Below are 15,228 nucleotides of genomic sequence, written 5' to 3'. Positions count from 1 at the left end.
GGCCTCCTTTTTTGTGGGGTTTTTGTGGGAACAGTGTTCGATTTTGGTGTCAGTAGTACACCACACTTTTTATTCGCTGTTTTGGCGCCTGCTGAAACAGTTGCCAGACTTTCTCATAATCCAGCTTCAATTCCGCCACGTAATTGTCCCCCACCGGATAGATTCGAACCACTTCAGCGCCGCGCACCAGGCCGTCGATTTGAGTCTCAAATCGGTCCCCCTGCAGCAGTTGCTGATCGATGGCGCTGGTACCCGACACCCTGACTCCGTAGATCTGTTCCGCCAATTCCCGGTAGGCATCCAACTTGGCGGCTCGCATCGCCTGCTGTTGGCGCAGAGCGGGCGTGTCTCCTTGTTGCGACGAGATCGGAGCAATGCCCTTGGCGGTCAGGATTGGGAATGAGGTTGGGGCCACCGTCTCGTACTCGACGTAGGCGTTGTTCTGGCAACCGGCCATGACCAGAGCGACGACAAGGATCCAGCTTCTCATGGGGTAACCTCTCTTACCGGGGTGCGACCCGGTTGTTCATCGCGAATCAACAGACCCTGCTGTTCCGTTACGCTGTAGCTGGGCTCCAGATAGCCGGCGGACTCCTGCCAGGACAGAAACGCCTGAGAGGTCGATACCACCCGGTTATTGGCAATGTCCACCAGCCGGGTGTTGATGATGACCCCATCGCTGTCCTGGCTCAGGGTGGCAACCAGCACCTGATTGACCGGCAGATTGGCCTCCAGGCGCTGATAATCGCGACTGAGAATCAGGTTGCCCTGCTCAGAGACCCGAATCTGTTTGCTGCTGTTGAGCTCCACCAGGTTGAAGCCTCGCTGGTGCAGGGCCGACAACAGCCCTTCACCGAGTTGCCGGGGCAAGCGGCCGCTGGCGTTGATATTATTCAGCCACACCGGGGTGGTGACGGCGATCAGCTGTCGTTTATTCAACAGATCGTGGTTGCGCTCCAGATCTTCGGCAATGCGTGCGGACAGGTGAATAAGGGCACTGCTGTGCGGCAAACCTTTGCCGCTGTCGGAGTAGTCCGGCAATGGGGGCTCCGGTGGGGCAGCACAGGCCGTCAGTAGCAGGAACAGAACACCAATAGCCGCTTTCATCACTGTCTCCGTATTTAGGGCGCCTGTCAGGCGCATCGTTTGTTAATGGCTTATCGGCCCAAAACTCCAGGGCTTTAATTGCCATTGTCGGCACGAGCATTGCATTATTTACGCCAACTGCATCGAGGAACACGACAGATGATCAATCGGCGAACCACCGCTCTGCTCCTGGCCGGCTGTCTGGGCATGCCAGCCTGGGGACAATGGACGACATTAACCGGAACCGCTCCCGTGGCGGGGCAGGGGATGGAACAGGCCCGTCAGCAGGCGATCAACAACGCCCTGAGCCAGGCCAGTGGCGACACCATGGTGGTGGAAACTCTCAATAACGGGGTGCTGAGTCAGGGCAGCGAACCGCTGAGCCAGGTCGGTCAGTATCAGGTGATTGCCGAACACGTTCGTGACGACGTTCTGGAAGTGACGCTGCAGGCCGACGTTCGCAGTATCGGCAGTCAGTGCGACGGCGCCGGATTCCGTCAGGCAATCACCGTGCCCCGGGCGCAGGTGGTGCACCGGGAGCAATTGGTTCCGGGCAGCCTGTATGAGTTTGATGCCGCGGTCAGTCGCTTACTGGCCAACACCCTTAATGGGGAAGCACGTTCCCTGTTTGCCCATTCGCGCCCGGACATCAGTTTTGATTCGAATCAGCTCAATCAACAGTATCAGGGGGCCTGGGCGCAGGAGTTGACCATCAAGGACAACAGCCAGTACATCGCGGTAGTGCGAATCGATGATGTGACGGTGGACCCCCACAAGCCGCTTCTGGGCTGGTTTTCCTACGATCGCAACCGCTATTTTGGTGCCGATCTGTCGGTGTACGACGGTCTCAGTGGCCAGTTGGTGTGGCAAAACCGCTACCGGGCCCAGGGCGACTGGCCCTACGAGCGCACCGATGCCGTCAACATCGCCAGCAGTCAGTTCTGGAACAGTGAATACGGTCAGCAGATTCGTCAGACCGTGACTCAGATGGCCCAGGATCTGGATGCCACCCTGCGCTGCCGCCCGTTAAACGGCCGGGTGCTGGCGGTTAACGGCGAGCGGGTCACCTTTAACCTGGGCAGCCGTCATGGAGTACGGGTCGGGGATCGACTGACCCTGCAGAGCCGACAACAGGATCAGCAAAGCTGGTGGCCCCAGCAAAATGGCAAGGAAGACCGTTTGCTGGTGGAGCAGGTTCAGCGGGAGCAGGCCATTGGCCGGTTGCAGCCCGGAGCCAGTTACACCGCATGGCAGCCTCAGGATCTGGTTCGGGCCAGGGGACAGAGTCGGTAACGGTGATGTCTAGGGGGGCGGCGAAACAGCGCCGGGTGTTCAGGCCTTGATGGCCTTGCCCAGGCGGTTGCCGCTGCTGGTGGTGCCTGACTGGTTATAGGTCAGAGAGTTGGCACTTTTGGTGCTATTGAGGATCTGCTGCAGCCGACTGAGGCTGGCCAGGGTCTGGTCCGCCAGCTGGCTGTTTTGTTGATTGAACATCTGGCATTGCGTCAGCACCGACCGGCATTGTTCAATGCCCTGACGGGCCTCGGCATCATTGGCCAGTTGCGCCACATCCGGGTGGCCGGCCAGAGCCGTGTCTGCCGCATTAATGGCGTCCAGCTGTGCCAGCTTCTCCCGCAGTAGCGATTCGATGGCATCCGCGTCTCGCTCCACCAAAGCCTGGTGTTCTTGTTGCAGCAGCTGTTGCAGTTGCTGCAGACGCCCTTGCTGGGCATCGATCAACTGCAGAAGTTCTGGATTAACCACGGCCGGTCAGTTCACTTTCAAACTTGGACAGATTGCTGGCCAGTTTGTCCGGGTTCACATGGTAGCGGCCCTCGGCGATCTGCTGTTTCAGCGCTTCAACCTTGGCGCTGTTGACCTCCGGGGTCTCCTGCATCACTTTTTCAGCGCGCTGCAGTTGCTGGGCTTCCTGGGTCAGCATAACCTCATCCCCTTTGGCAGAGGGCTTGGCACCGGTGCTCTTAGGCTGAGCATCCGCACTCACCTGGCGCTTTGCTGGCTGCAGGCTGGCGGTGCCGCTGCTGAGTTTGTTAATGTCGATAGCCATCGTGTTGGCTCCGTCGGTTAGGGGTAAAAACGGGTGTTCTACAAGACCTATCGGCCATTGCACAGAAAGCTTTAGTGTTATTTTACATTTTGACTTCCACTTGGCCAATGGCAGAGACGTAAGCTTCTACCATTCGTCGGGAGTTGCTGTTCTGCACTCGTACCGATTCTCCCAGGCTGCCACCACTGAGTGCAACGCCACTGGTGCGAATGGACAGGTTGTCGTTGTTCACCACAATCACCACCGGATCGCCTTTGCACACCAGGCAGATGTTTTGTTGTGAAATGGCCTGACCAGCGGCGGTTCGACGTTTAAGCCGTGCACCATTCAACTCATCAGGGTGGCTAAAATGATTGCCTCGAATGCTGTTGGAATTCACATAGCGAACCTCCAGCATGGTGTCGTCGATCACAGTATTGGCCCCCAGAGTGGTGGTGGCGATCACCACCGGGTATTCAATGGTCACCTGAACCGGAACATACACCAGCCAGGGAGCGGGGCCGGGACAGCTGACTTTCACCGTCACATACCGGGCTCCGGCCTTGCTGTTCGGGGCTTGGGCCAGCAATGGCTGTTCACAGTTGTCGAAGTGGCGACGTGAATCCAATTCGTTGGCTTCGACGGTAATTCTGGCTTGTGGATCAGAGCCTAGGGTGTTCTGTACATAGCCCTCAGCCGTCTCCTGAATCAGAGCGAGAGAGGTCTCACACATTGCGGAAAATGTGGACAGCAAAGAGAGCAAAAACAAACACAGCTTCATGTAATTTGACCGGATTAGAGATAACCTACACTTGAACACGGTTGGGGAAATTGATACAACGCAGTCGCATCATAGCAAAAGTTTTCGCGCCAACAATTTGTCAGTTGGGTTTACAGCAATAACTGTGCCTTTGTTTTAGTTTTAATAAGGACATCTTTCGATGGCTAGCATTTTAGATTCGGTAAATCAGCGAACCCAGCTGGTTGGTCAAAACCGCCTTGAACTCCTGTTATTCCGTCTAAATGGCCGGCAGACCTTTGGGATCAACGTGTTCAAGGTCCGGGAAGTATTGCAATGCCCTAAACTGACCCTGCTGCCACGGCTCAACAGCCTGATTCGTGGTGTGGCTCACATTCGAGGTCAGACCATTTCGGTCATCGATCTGTCTGCCGCCATCGGTGGTCGTCCGGTGCAGGACACCGAAAACAGCTTCATTATCATCAGCGAGTATAACCGCTCGGTTCAAGGGTTCCTGGTCGCCGGGGTGGAGCGGATTGTCAACCTCAACTGGGACAGCGTCCTGCCACCGCCACAGGGAAGCGGCAAGAGCAACTACCTGACCGCGGTCACCGAACTCAACAACGAACTGGTTGAGATTCTGGATGTTGAGAAGATTCTCGATGAGATCACGCCGGCCAAGACCGACATCAGTGACGATGTGGCCGCCAACCTGAGTCCCATCACCGAGCGCAAACGCCGTATCATGGTGGTGGACGATTCCGCCGTGGCCCGTAAGCAGATTGTGCGCGCCCTGGAGCCTCTGGGACTGGAGATCGAGCTGGCGAAAGATGGCCTCGAAGCGCTGCGCCGGCTGGAAGAGCTGGTGAAGGACAAAGAGGACATCGACGAGGTCTTTGGTGGTATCATCTCCGACATCGAAATGCCGGAGATGGATGGTTATACTCTGACCGCGTCGATTCGGGATAACCCCAAGTTGACCTCCCTGAAAGTGATTCTGCACACCTCCCTCAGTGGGGTGTTCAACCAAGCCATGGTGAAAAAAGTCGGCGCAGATGACTTTATTGCCAAATTTAACCCCGACGAGCTGGCTGGCGCCATTGACCGTTATTTGAAAGAGGCCTGAATCGGTGCCGACGAAAACCTTAGCTCCTACTGAATACCAGACCTTTGCCGCCTTCCTGCAGAAGCAGTGCGGCATTGTATTGGGTGATAACAAGCAGTATCTGGTACGTAGCCGCCTAAGTCCGCTGATGAAGTCCTTTCAGGTGGCCAACCTGTCTGAACTGGTCAAGCAATCCATGCGCCCGGAACAAAGCAAGCTGCGCATGGCCGTGATCGAAGCGATGACCACCAACGAGACCTTCTGGTTTCGTGATAACTACCCCTATCAGTTGCTGTCTGAGCAGTTGCTGCCGGAACTGGCCAAGCTGGGCCGGCCGATTCGCATCTGGTCGTCGGCGTGCTCCTCGGGGCAGGAGCCGTACTCCATGGCGATGATCGCCCAGGAGACCCGCCAGAAGCGTCCCGGCATGCTGATGTCCGGCATCGACATCGTCGCCACCGATCTGTCCACTCAGATTCTCGATCAGGCCAAGGCCGCCGAGTACGATGAACTGGCACTGACCCGAGGCTTGTCCCCGGAGCGGCGCAAACAGTTCTTTCAGCCGTCGGCCAAAGGCATGAAAGTGAAGGATGAGGTTCGCCGAATGGTGAACTTCCGCCAGCTCAACCTGCTCGACAGCTACGCGCTGCTGGGTAAGTTCGACATCATCTTCTGCCGCAATGTGCTGATCTATTTCTCGGCGGAGGACAAGGGCAAGATCCTGCGGCAATTTGCTGCCGCTTTGAACCCGGGGGGCTATCTGGTTCTGGGGGCGTCCGAGTCTCTGGCCGGCTTAACCGATCAGTTTGAAATGCTCAGATTCCCAGCGGGAATCATACATAGAAAGCGATAACCTACTTTCACCTCCTTAAAAGGCGTGCCATTGGCACGCCTTTTGCTTTTCTAGGGCAAGACTGTTTTTAGGAGGCAACAATGGCCATATCGTTTGACAAAGCCCTGGGCATTCACCAGCACACACTTGGCGTTCGTTCCAAGCGGGCCGAAGTGCTGGCAAACAATATCGCCAACGCCGATACCCCTAACTACAAGGCTCAGGATGTCGACTTCGAGCAGGCACTGAATCAGGCCAAAAGTGGCCAGAGCGGTGGCTTGTCCATGAGCAAGACTCACGATAAGCATTTTGATCTTGGCCTGGAGCCGACCGCCGGTCTGGCTTATCGGGTGCCGTTGCAGCCCGATACCGGTGACGGCAATACCGTGGATCTCAATGTGGAACGCAACAATTTCATGCAGAACAATCTGGAGCAACAGATGACGCTGGAGTTTCTCGGCGGCAAGTTCCAGGGAATGCGTAAGGCCATCAGGGGCGAATAACCATGAGCTTATTCAACATATTTGATGTAGCAGGTTCGGGAATGTCGGCACAGAATGTGCGACTGAACACCACCGCCAGTAACATCGCCAACGCCAACAGTGTCAGCAGCAGTGCCGGTGACACTTACCGGGCCCGGCAACCGGTGTTTGCCGCCCAACTGGATGAATTCAGTGCCCAGCAGCAGGCGGCTGCCGGCGTCAAGATTGAGGGCATCGTCGAAAGCGATAAGCCTCTGGTGCGTGAGTTCTCTCCCAACCACCCTCTGGCAGACGAAGACGGCTACATCTACAAGCCCAACGTCAATGTGGTGGAGGAGATGGCCAACATGATTTCGGCGTCCCGCAGTTACCAGGCCAATGTCGAAGTGGCCGACGCCGCCAAGACCCTGGCCAAACAAACCCTGAAACTGGGACGGTAGGAGGTAAACGATGAGCACGATCGACAATAACTACCTCAACTCCCTGAAGTGGGAGGACAAATCCTCTCTGCCGGAGAGCAATAACAACCAGGCGCTGACCCAGGAAGATTTTTTCTCCCTGCTGTCACAGCAGTTGTCGATGCAGGACCCCTTTAAGCCGGTGGACAACGATCAGATGATCTCTCAGATGTCGTCGTTTGCCACCGTCGATGGCATTGGCACCCTCAACGAAGAGATCAAGAACATGAACGCCTCCATGACCTCTTCCCAGGCGCTGGAAGCCAGCAGCCTGGTGGGGCAGAAGGTGTTGATCCCCTCGGATACTGGCAGCAGCGACGGCGTTAACCCGGTTGCCGGTGTCATTGCCGCCCCTGCCGGCGCCGGCACCATGACCGTCAAGGTTAAGGATTCGGCCGGGCAGATTGTTCGCACCCTGGAGGTGCCCGCCGGCAGCGGCGGCAACGTCGACTTCAACTGGGACGGCAACAATGCCGATGGCAAAAAGTTGCCAGCGGGCAACTACAGCTTTACCGCAGAGGCCCTGGTCGGTGGCAAGACCGAGACCCTGCCCGTATTTACCTACGCCCACGTCAGCAGTGTCACGCTGGGCGGAGCAAATTTCGATACAGTCCTTAATCTGCGCGGTGTTGGCGGCATCAAGCTTGCTGATGTATTGGCAGTCGCAGAAGGGTAATCAAGAGGAAAAAGCATGTCTTTTAATATCTCACTCAGCGGCCTGAACGCCGCCCAGAAGGATCTGGATACCACTTCTAACAACATTGCCAACGTCAACACCATTGGCTTCAAGGAATCCCGGGCGGAGTTTGCCGACGTCTACTCGAACTCGCTGTTCACCAACAGCAAGACCAATGTGGGCAGTGGTGTGGCCACCTCCGAAGTGGCACAGCAGTTCCACCAGGGCTCGTTGCAGTTCACCAACAACGCCCTGGATCTGGCCATCAACGGCAACGGCATGTTTGTCACCACCTCGGAGTTTGGTTCTCAGGATTACAGCTTCACCCGCGCCGGTGCTTTTAAGCTCAATGACCAGAACTTCATGGTGGACTCTCAGGGCAACTACCTGATGGCGTTGCCGGTAAACGATGACGGTTCGGTGCAGTCGGTGAGCATCTCCACCACCACCCCGGTGCAGATCCCGCAGACCGCCGGTCAGCCGACGCAAACCTCCATGGTCAACATGTCCATGAACCTGCCAGCGGGGGATGTGACCCATGATCCGGCTAACTTCGATGCCGCGGATCCCACCACCTACAACAACGCCACCTCGGTGACGGTGTACGACTCCCTGGGTGAGCCGCACATCATGACCCAGTACTTCGTTAAACCACCGGGCGGGGCGCTGAACAACAACAACCAGTGGATCACCTTCATGACCATGGACGACAAGCCGGTCAATATTGGTGACGCCGGTGGTGCCACCACCAACGGCACCTGGGATCAGGACGTCGACGGCGACGGCGTGATCACCCTGCCTCCCGGTGGTACCGATAGGCAGAATGTGGCGGCGGTTAACGGCTCCGGCCACACCGGTGCCGTGCTGAGCTTTGACGATACCGGTAACTACATCGGCTCGAACCCCACCATGATTCAGAGTGTGGCCCTGGGCAATACCGGTGCCGGCGTTATCGGCCCCGGTGCCGATGGCACTCAGCGGGTAGAACTGCGCTTTGATAACCCGACTCAGTACGCCTCATCCTTTGAAGTGACTCAGCTGAAGCAGGATGGCGCCACCGTGGGCCGCCTGACCAACGTCGAAGTTGCCTCTGACGGTCTTATTGCTGCCACCTATTCCAACGGCACCGAGGTGGCGCTGGGTAAGGTGGCCCTGGCCCGATTTGCCAATGAGCAGGGGTTGTCTCAGCAGGGCAACACCTCCTGGAAACAGAGTCAGGCTTCCGGTGAGGCGCTGATTGGTGAGCCCAACACCGGCACCTTCGGCAGCGTTAACTCCGCGGCGCTGGAGCAGTCCAACACCGATCTGACCACCGAGCTGGTGGATCTGATCAGTGCTCAGCGTAACTTCCAGGCCAACTCCCGAGCGCTGGACATTGCCAACCAGCTGCAACAGAACATCCTGCAAATCCGCTAATCTCAGATTGCCGCCCCGGCCATCGGGGCGGCAACCCTTTTCCCCTCCCGGCCGTCGATTTTTCTGAACCGCCCCTGAACCGCCATAAAACCGCCCCTTTCGTTTTGGCATAGCAATTGCATTTATCCAGGCTAACCACAGCAAGCGTCCTCATTGGAGTCACTTTTGGATAACATGCTCTACATCGCCGCAACCGGTGCCAGCCAGAACATGAATGCCCTCGGGGTGCACGCCAACAACCTGGCCAATGCCCGCACCGATGCGTTCAAGGCAGACTTGCATCAGGCCCGCAGCATGCAGGCATACGGTGAAGGCTTACCGACTCGAGTGTTTGCCATGACCGAGCGCCCGGCCACCAATTTCGATGCCGGCTCCATTCAAACCACCAATCGCGATCTTGACGTTGCCATCAAGAATGAAGGCTGGTTCGTGGTGGAAGATGCCGAAGGCAAAGAGGCGCTCAATCGCAACGGCTCGTTGCAGATTGATGAGAGTGGCTTGCTGATGAACTCTCAGGGGCAACCCATCATGGGGGAAAATGGCCCCATCCTGTTGCCGCTGCCCATCGAGAAGGTTGAGATTGCCTCCAACGGCATCATTACCGTCCGTCCCCAGGGGGCGCCGGCCAATGCCATGGAAGAGGTGGCCCAGCTGCAGTTGGTGAATCCGCCTCTGACTTCACTTACCAAGGGCGAAGACGGCCTGTTCCGTAACCTGGAAGGGGCTGCCTATCAGACCGATGTCGAGGTGGAACTGCTCAGTGGTGCCGTAGAGGGCAGCAACGTAAGTCCAGTGCACGAACTGGTGGGCATGATTGAGATGCAGCGCCAGTTTGATATGCAACTGAAGATGATGAAAACAGCAGAAGAGAATGACAGGTCAGCCGCAAAACTCTTGCGGGTGTAACCAGATTAAAGGGACAGCAACATGCAACCGGCACTTTGGATTAGCAAGACGGGCCTCGATGCCCAGCAAACAGAAATCGCCAACATCTCCAACAATCTGGCCAACGCCAGCACCGTCGGCTACAAGAAAAGCCGGGCGGTGTTTGAAGATCTCCTGTACCAGACCATCAACCAGGCCGGCGGCATCAGTGCCCAGAACACCGAGCTGCCCAACGGTCTGACCCTGGGGGCGGGTACCAAGGTGGCGGCCACCCAGCGAATCTTCTCTCAGGGCAACATGCTGACCACGGACAACAGCCTGGATCTGATGATCGATGGTCCGGGGTTTTTCCAGATTCAGATGCCGGACGGCACCATCGCTTACTCGCGTAACGGTCAGTTCACTCTGGACGAAGAGGGGCAGATGGTGACCCCGGGTTCTGGCTACGTACTGGATCCAGGCATTGTGATTCCCGAAGACACTCAGTCCATCAGTGTCTCGGCCGAGGGGGAGGTGTCGGTTCGCACCCCGGGCGTGGCAGAGAACGTGGTGGTGGGTCAGATTGAGATCAGTAACTTCGTTAATGCCAGCGGCCTCGAGCCCATCGGTCAGAACCTGTTTCTGGAAACCGGTGCCAGCGGTGCCCCCATTGCCGGGGTGCCCAGCCTCGACGGCCTGGGTTCCATTCGCCAGGGGGCGCTGGAGACTTCCAACGTCAATGTGACCGAAGAACTGGTGAACATGATTGAAGCCCAGCGGGTGTATGAGATGAACTCCAAAGTGATCTCCACCGTTGACCAGATGCTGGCCAACCTCAACCAGCAGCTGTAAGGAGCCGTGATGAGAGTCCTGATTGTGGCCGCCAGCCTGCTGGCGCTGGCCGGATGCACTACCCCGGGCGGCCCGCTGCCCGATGATCCCTACTATGCGCCGGTGTATCCGGACCTGCCGCCAACTCAGGTGGTGACCACGGGCTCCATCTACCAGGATACCTTCTCCAACGAGCTGTACTCCGACATTAAGGCACACCGGGTCGGTGATGTGATCACCGTGAATCTGGTGGAATCCACCAAGGCCAAGAAAAGTGCCACCAACGAGATGTCCAAAGACAACTCCATGAGCCTGGATCCCATCAGTGCTGGCGGTGCGCCAATCACCATTAATGGCCAGACCATTGACCTGAACTACAAAGAGAAACTGGACTTGTCCAAGGAGGCGGATGCGGATCAGAGCAACAGCCTCGATGGCTCCATCTCGGTCAACGTGTTGCAGGTGCTGTCCAACGGCAACCTGGTAATTCGCGGTGAGAAATGGATCACCATCAACGACGGCGAAGAGTACATTCGCTTGACCGGGTTGATTCGCCCCCGCGACATCAAGCCAGACAACACCGTCGAGTCCACTCGAGTGGCCAACGCCCGCATTCAGTACAGCGGCACCGGCACCTTTGCCGAATCGCAGAAGACCGGCTGGTTGGCCGCGTTCTTCAATGGGCCTTTGTGGCCTTTCTAGGGAGCGTGATATGAGACTGTTTGTTGCCGTGCTGGCCCTGGTTCTGGCTTCCCCCGCCGCGCAGGCGCTGCGCCTGAAGGACATCTCCGATGTGCAAGGGGTTCGCAGTAACCAACTGGTGGGTTATGGACTGGTGGTGGGTCTGCCCGGCACCGGTGAGAAAGGCCGATTCACCGAGCAGAGCTTTACCACCATGCTGTCCAACTTCGGCATCAACTTGCCGCCCGGTGCCCGTCCCAAGCTGAAAAACGTGGCCGCGGTGGCGGTACACGCCGAGCTGCCGCCGTTCACCAAGCCCGGCCAGCAGATTGACATTACCGTTTCCTCCGTCGGCAGTGCCAAGAGCCTGCGCGGTGGCACCCTGCTGCAAACCTTTCTAAAAGGGGCGGACGGCAAGGTGTATGCACTGGCACAGGGCAGCCTGGTGGTGTCCGGTTTCAGCGCCACCGGTGCCGACGGCTCCAGCGTGATTCAGAATACCCCCACCGTGGGCCGCATTCCCAACGGCGCCATCGTCGAGCGCAGTGTCCCCAGCCCCTTCGCCAATGGTGACTTCCTGACCTTTAACCTGCAGCGGCCGGATTTCTCTACCGCCAAGCGAGTGGCAGACACCATCAACGGCTTGCTGGGGCCCGGCGTTGCCCGAGCACAGGACGCCACCTCCATTCAGGTCTCGGCGCCCCGGGATCGGTCCCAGCGCGTCGCCTACCTGGCAACGCTGGAAAACCTCAATGTGGAGCCCGCCGATGAATCGGCCAAGGTGATCGTCAACTCTCGCACCGGCACCATCGTCGTCGGTAAAAATGTGCGCCTGTTGCCGGCAGCCATCACCCATGGCGGCCTGACGGTGACCATCTCCGAGAATTTGCAAACCAGTCAGCCGAACCCCTTTGCCCAGGGTCAGACCGCAGTGACACCGAACAGCAGCATCGATGTGCAGCAGTCCAATCGGCGCATGTTTAAATTCGATCCCGGCGTGACCCTGGATGAACTGGTACGGGCCGTCAACCAGGTGGGCGCCGCGCCTTCAGACCTGATGGCGATCCTGGAAGCGTTATCTCAGGCCGGCGCGCTTCGCGGCGAGCTGGTGATCATCTAGGGGATGGCGGTGGATCCTTTAAAGCAAAACCCCAACCACTACATGGACCTGGCAGCCATGGACGATCTGCGCCAAAAGGCTCAATCGGATCCCAATGCCAGCCTCAAAGAGGTGGCGCTGCAGTTTGAGGGCATCTTCCTGGGGATGATGCTCAAAGAGATGCGCAGTGCCAGTGCCGTGCTGGAGTCCGACAGTCCCTTTAACAGTCAGACCAGCAAGTTCTATCAGGATATGCAGGATCAGCAACTGGTGTCCGAACTGTCCAGCCAGGGCGCGTTGGGGCTGGCGGATCTGATTGTAGCCCAGTTGGGCGGTGACGATGCACTGACGCCTGCGTCGGCACTGCGAGGCCAGGCTGGCATGGCCATGGCGGCCGCGCCTGTCACGTCCTCCGTCTCTGCCGTTGCCGAGTCGGCCCCAAAGGTCGAGCCGTCATTGCCACGGCCGCCATTGGCGGCGGCGGCCAATCCGGAACCGGATTTCAGCCAGCCTCGCAGCTTTGTTGACAGCCTGATGCCTCATGCCCAGGTTGCGGCCGATAAGCTTGGGGTCAGCCCGGAACTGCTGGTGGCCCAGTCGGCGCTGGAGACCGGTTGGGGGCGCAAGGTGTTGCCTGCCGCTCAAGGCAGCAGCAATAACCTGTTTAACATCAAGGCGGGCAGCAGTTGGCAGGGCGACAAAGTGGCCATCAATGCGCTGGAAGTGGAGCAGGGGATGCCGGTGAAACGGCGCTCTGAATTCCGAGTGTACGGCGACATTGCCGACAGTTTTTCCGATTTTGTCGAGTTTGTGAATAAGCCCAGGTATCGCGATGCCCTCGATGCCGGCAACGATGAAGGCTTTATTCGGGGGCTGCAGCAGGCTGGCTATGCCACCGACCCCGCCTATGCGGACAAAGTGCTACAGGTGATGAAACGTCTGATGACCGACACCAGCTTGGTGCCAAAGGGGAGTAATTAGTGTCTGATTTAATGAACATTGGCCGTTCTGGTGTAATGGCGACCAGGAAGCAGCTTCAGGTCACCTCAAACAACATCGCCAATGCCGGAACGGCTGGATACTCTCGCCAGGTGGCGGAACAGCGAACCTCTCAGTCATTGTTTATTGCCGGAGACTTCGCCGGAACCGGTACCTACGTGGCTGACGTTAGCCGAGTCTATAACAGCTATGCCGCCAGGGAGTTGCATCTAAGCGAAAGCCAACTCTCCTACGCCAAGACCAGCTACATTAAGGCGGATGAGCTCAACCAGGTGTTCTCGGTGTCCGGTGACGCCATTCCCGACTCGCTGAATAACGCCTTCAACGCCATCAACAACATGGCCGATATTCCCAATGATCTCAGCGCCCGAGATAACGTCCTGGTGGCCCTGGGGCAGTTGTCCGGCTCCTTTGATACCGTCGCAGAGAGCCTCACCAGCCAGTTGCGTCAGACCAACGAGCAGGTGATCACGACGGTGGATCGGGTCAATGCCATCACCAAAGAGCTGGCAGACATCAACAGTCAGCTGCAAAAAGTGGGCGGTGAAGACCTTCAACTGCTTGATTATCAGAACCAGTTGATCACCGAACTCAGCGATTACACCCAGGTGAACGTGATTGAACAGGAACTGGGGGTAAAGAGCATCATGATGGGCGGGACGGCCATGTTGGTGTCCGGGCCCAATCAGCTCGAACTGGGCATCACCGACGGCGATCCGGTGCGGCATGAATTACGCTACACCATCGATACCGGCAACCAGAAGATCACCCTGGATGGCCGGGATGTTGGCGGCCAGTTGCAAGCGTTGACCGATTACCGCGATAACGTGCTGCTGCCGGCGGAACGGGATCTGGGCAAGATGGCCATCGGCATCGCCGATGCCATGAACCGCACCCAGGCCAATGGCTTTGACCTCTATGGCAATGTCGGCCAGCAGGTGTTTGCCGACATCAATGCGCCGGAGATGTCCATTGGTCGCAGTGCCAGTTCCGGTAACAATGCCGGTGGTACTCAAACCAGCGTGTTTATCGACGACGTCGACAAGCTCACCGGTGGCAAATACACCATGAGTTTTGACGGGGCTAACTATCAATTAACCGACGAGTTTGGCGTCAGCTCCACCCTGGTTCAGGATCCCTCCAATCCGACGCGCTACAGCTCGGCGGAAGGCTTCAGCGTGGTGATGGACACCAGTGGCGGAGCGCCGGTGGCCGGCGATAAATGGGCCTTGATGCCCACCGCCAACGCGGCCAAGGGACTGAACCTGAAGATCGAGGACCCCAAGTTGCTGGCCGCCGCCGGATACTCTCTGGAGACCAGTGCCGGCGACGGCGAAGCCTCGCTGGTGTCCGTGGATCGAACCCACGCCAACTTCCCGTCCGGCGAGGTGAGCCTGTCGGTGACCCCAAATGACCCCCTGTCGGTGCCCCCCGGGCAGAACACCTATCAGGTGACCGACCCCGATGGCACCGTGCTCGATAACGGCGTTTACACCGGCAATACCGTCAGTGCCATGGGCTTTGAGGTCCAAATCGACAACAACACTACCGCCAGCAGCGGTTTTACCATGAACCTGGATTTTGCCGTTGGCGACAACGCCAATGCCGTTGAAATGGGCAAGATTCCCAACATCAAGTTGTTGGATGGCGGCAAGTCGACCCTGATTGATACCTTCCAGGGGGTGATCACCGAGGTCGGCAGTCAGGCCGCCGCCGCCGAGGTGGGCATGAATTCAGCCCAGGCGGTGTATTCTCAGGCCCAGAACCGGGTTGAGTCGGAGTCCGGCGTTAACCTGGATGAAGAGGCGGCCAACTTGCTGCGGTTTCAACAGGCATTCCAAGCCTCTGCGCGAATCATGACGGTAGCAAAAGAGACTTTCGATACACTATTTACTTCGTTGCGATAGGGGGAG

General features: G+C 57.8%; 18 protein-coding genes. 13 read left to right on the top strand and 5 right to left on the bottom strand.

The window, feature by feature from the left end:
* Window positions 1-49: 49 nt before the first annotated feature.
* Both H598_RS0111465 and H598_RS0111460 read right to left on the bottom strand, forming a co-directional pair.
* On the bottom strand, window positions 50-490 hold the full coding sequence (locus tag H598_RS0111465) for an LPP20 family lipoprotein (RefSeq protein WP_028113142.1): 441 nt from the start codon (window positions 488-490) through the stop codon (window positions 50-52).
* Window positions 487-1,107 carry a FlgO family outer membrane protein gene (locus H598_RS0111460; RefSeq protein WP_051252679.1) on the bottom strand — a complete coding sequence of 207 codons (621 nt, stop codon included), beginning with the start codon at window positions 1,105-1,107 and terminating at the stop codon, window positions 487-489. The genes H598_RS0111465 and H598_RS0111460 overlap by 4 nt, the downstream gene beginning before the upstream one ends.
* Window positions 1,108-1,245: 138 nt before the next feature.
* Here H598_RS0111460 and H598_RS0111455 point away from each other — a divergent pair, with 138 nt between their 5' ends.
* Window positions 1,246-2,379, top strand: a complete 1,134-nt coding sequence (locus tag H598_RS0111455; RefSeq protein ID WP_028113140.1) for a flagellar assembly protein T N-terminal domain-containing protein — start codon at window positions 1,246-1,248, stop codon at window positions 2,377-2,379.
* A gap of 39 nt (window positions 2,380-2,418) precedes the next feature.
* Here H598_RS0111455 and flgN read toward each other — a convergent pair whose 3' ends face one another.
* The 3 genes from flgN to flgA all read right to left on the bottom strand — a co-directional run bounded on the left by flgN (window position 2,419) and on the right by flgA (window position 3,866).
* Window positions 2,419-2,850 (bottom strand): flagellar export chaperone FlgN, encoded by a 432-nt coding sequence (gene flgN, locus H598_RS24120; RefSeq protein ID WP_051252678.1) that lies wholly within the window; start codon window positions 2,848-2,850, stop codon window positions 2,419-2,421.
* Window positions 2,843-3,154, bottom strand: a complete 312-nt coding sequence (gene flgM / locus H598_RS0111445) for a flagellar biosynthesis anti-sigma factor FlgM (protein ID WP_028113139.1) — start codon at window positions 3,152-3,154, stop codon at window positions 2,843-2,845. The genes flgN and flgM overlap by 8 nt, the downstream gene beginning before the upstream one ends.
* Before the next feature lie 82 nt (window positions 3,155-3,236).
* Window positions 3,237-3,866: a flagellar basal body P-ring formation chaperone FlgA gene (flgA, locus tag H598_RS24115; protein WP_051252677.1), complete on the bottom strand. Its 630-nt coding sequence runs from the start codon at window positions 3,864-3,866 to the stop codon at window positions 3,237-3,239.
* 208 nt (window positions 3,867-4,074) lie between these two features.
* Here flgA and H598_RS0111435 point away from each other — a divergent pair, with 208 nt between their 5' ends.
* The 12 genes from H598_RS0111435 to flgK all read left to right on the top strand — a co-directional run bounded on the left by H598_RS0111435 (window position 4,075) and on the right by flgK (window position 15,222).
* Window positions 4,075-4,998 carry a chemotaxis protein CheV gene (locus H598_RS0111435; RefSeq protein ID WP_028113138.1) on the top strand — a complete coding sequence of 308 codons (924 nt, stop codon included), beginning with the start codon at window positions 4,075-4,077 and terminating at the stop codon, window positions 4,996-4,998.
* 4 nt (window positions 4,999-5,002) lie between these two features.
* Window positions 5,003-5,830 (top strand): CheR family methyltransferase, encoded by an 828-nt coding sequence (locus H598_RS0111430; protein ID WP_028113137.1) that lies wholly within the window; start codon window positions 5,003-5,005, stop codon window positions 5,828-5,830.
* Between the two features lie 80 nt (window positions 5,831-5,910).
* Entirely contained in the window at window positions 5,911-6,312 is a 402-nt protein-coding gene (gene flgB, locus H598_RS0111425; RefSeq protein ID WP_028113136.1) for a flagellar basal body rod protein FlgB, read from the top strand.
* A 2-nt stretch (window positions 6,313-6,314) separates the two neighbouring features.
* Window positions 6,315-6,731: a flagellar basal body rod protein FlgC gene (flgC, locus tag H598_RS0111420; RefSeq protein WP_028113135.1), complete on the top strand. Its 417-nt coding sequence runs from the start codon at window positions 6,315-6,317 to the stop codon at window positions 6,729-6,731.
* Between the two features lie 10 nt (window positions 6,732-6,741).
* On the top strand, window positions 6,742-7,425 hold the full coding sequence (locus H598_RS24110; RefSeq protein WP_035415830.1) for a flagellar hook assembly protein FlgD: 684 nt from the start codon (window positions 6,742-6,744) through the stop codon (window positions 7,423-7,425).
* Window positions 7,426-7,440: 15 nt separating this feature from the next.
* The gene (flgE, locus tag H598_RS0111410) at window positions 7,441-8,841 is read left to right on the top strand and encodes a flagellar hook protein FlgE (protein ID WP_028113134.1); all 1,401 of its coding nucleotides are present in this window, start codon (window positions 7,441-7,443) and stop codon (window positions 8,839-8,841) included.
* A gap of 165 nt (window positions 8,842-9,006) precedes the next feature.
* The gene (locus tag H598_RS0111400) at window positions 9,007-9,747 is read left to right on the top strand and encodes a flagellar basal body rod protein FlgF (RefSeq protein ID WP_028113133.1); all 741 of its coding nucleotides are present in this window, start codon (window positions 9,007-9,009) and stop codon (window positions 9,745-9,747) included.
* A gap of 21 nt (window positions 9,748-9,768) precedes the next feature.
* Window positions 9,769-10,557, top strand: a complete 789-nt coding sequence (flgG, locus tag H598_RS0111395; RefSeq protein WP_028113132.1) for a flagellar basal-body rod protein FlgG — start codon at window positions 9,769-9,771, stop codon at window positions 10,555-10,557.
* Window positions 10,558-10,563: 6 nt separating this feature from the next.
* Window positions 10,564-11,238: a flagellar basal body L-ring protein FlgH gene (flgH, locus tag H598_RS0111390; RefSeq protein WP_028113131.1), complete on the top strand. Its 675-nt coding sequence runs from the start codon at window positions 10,564-10,566 to the stop codon at window positions 11,236-11,238.
* Between the two features lie 10 nt (window positions 11,239-11,248).
* Window positions 11,249-12,337 (top strand): flagellar basal body P-ring protein FlgI, encoded by a 1,089-nt coding sequence (locus H598_RS0111385; protein WP_028113130.1) that lies wholly within the window; start codon window positions 11,249-11,251, stop codon window positions 12,335-12,337.
* A gap of 9 nt (window positions 12,338-12,346) precedes the next feature.
* Window positions 12,347-13,297: a flagellar assembly peptidoglycan hydrolase FlgJ gene (gene flgJ, locus H598_RS0111380; protein WP_028113129.1), complete on the top strand. Its 951-nt coding sequence runs from the start codon at window positions 12,347-12,349 to the stop codon at window positions 13,295-13,297.
* Complete coding sequence (flgK, locus tag H598_RS0111375; RefSeq protein WP_028113128.1) at window positions 13,297-15,222, top strand: flagellar hook-associated protein FlgK; 1,926 nt, start codon at window positions 13,297-13,299, stop codon at window positions 15,220-15,222. Before flgJ ends, flgK begins: the two co-directional genes overlap by 1 nt.
* Window positions 15,223-15,228: the final 6 nt, after the last annotated feature.

Source organism: Ferrimonas kyonanensis DSM 18153 (assembly GCF_000425405.1).
Classification (GTDB): Bacteria; Pseudomonadota; Gammaproteobacteria; order Enterobacterales; family Shewanellaceae; genus Ferrimonas; species Ferrimonas kyonanensis.
Note: the sequence above shows the minus strand (reverse complement) of the source record. Positions and strands in the feature narration are given on the sequence as shown.

What these genes read in the sequence shown, in the direction of transcription:
- H598_RS0111465 (WP_028113142.1), bottom strand. Translation starts at nt 490, where the DNA reads ATGAGAAGCTGGATCCTTGTCGTCGCTCTGGTCATGGCCGGTTGCCAG.
- H598_RS0111460 (WP_051252679.1), bottom strand. Translation starts at nt 1,107, where the DNA reads ATGAAAGCGGCTATTGGTGTTCTGTTCCTGCTACTGACGGCCTGTGCT.
- H598_RS0111455 (WP_028113140.1), top strand. Translation starts at nt 1,246, where the DNA reads ATGATCAATCGGCGAACCACCGCTCTGCTCCTGGCCGGCTGTCTGGGC.
- flgM (WP_028113139.1), bottom strand. Translation starts at nt 3,154, where the DNA reads ATGGCTATCGACATTAACAAACTCAGCAGCGGCACCGCCAGCCTGCAG.
- flgA (WP_051252677.1), bottom strand. Translation starts at nt 3,866, where the DNA reads ATGTGTGAGACCTCTCTCGCTCTGATTCAGGAGACGGCTGAGGGCTAT.
- H598_RS0111435 (WP_028113138.1), top strand. Translation starts at nt 4,075, where the DNA reads ATGGCTAGCATTTTAGATTCGGTAAATCAGCGAACCCAGCTGGTTGGT.
- flgB (WP_028113136.1), top strand. Translation starts at nt 5,911, where the DNA reads ATGGCCATATCGTTTGACAAAGCCCTGGGCATTCACCAGCACACACTT.
- flgC (WP_028113135.1), top strand. Translation starts at nt 6,315, where the DNA reads ATGAGCTTATTCAACATATTTGATGTAGCAGGTTCGGGAATGTCGGCA.
- H598_RS24110 (WP_035415830.1), top strand. Translation starts at nt 6,742, where the DNA reads ATGAGCACGATCGACAATAACTACCTCAACTCCCTGAAGTGGGAGGAC.
- flgE (WP_028113134.1), top strand. Translation starts at nt 7,441, where the DNA reads ATGTCTTTTAATATCTCACTCAGCGGCCTGAACGCCGCCCAGAAGGAT.
- flgG (WP_028113132.1), top strand. Translation starts at nt 9,769, where the DNA reads ATGCAACCGGCACTTTGGATTAGCAAGACGGGCCTCGATGCCCAGCAA.
- H598_RS0111385 (WP_028113130.1), top strand. Translation starts at nt 11,249, where the DNA reads ATGAGACTGTTTGTTGCCGTGCTGGCCCTGGTTCTGGCTTCCCCCGCC.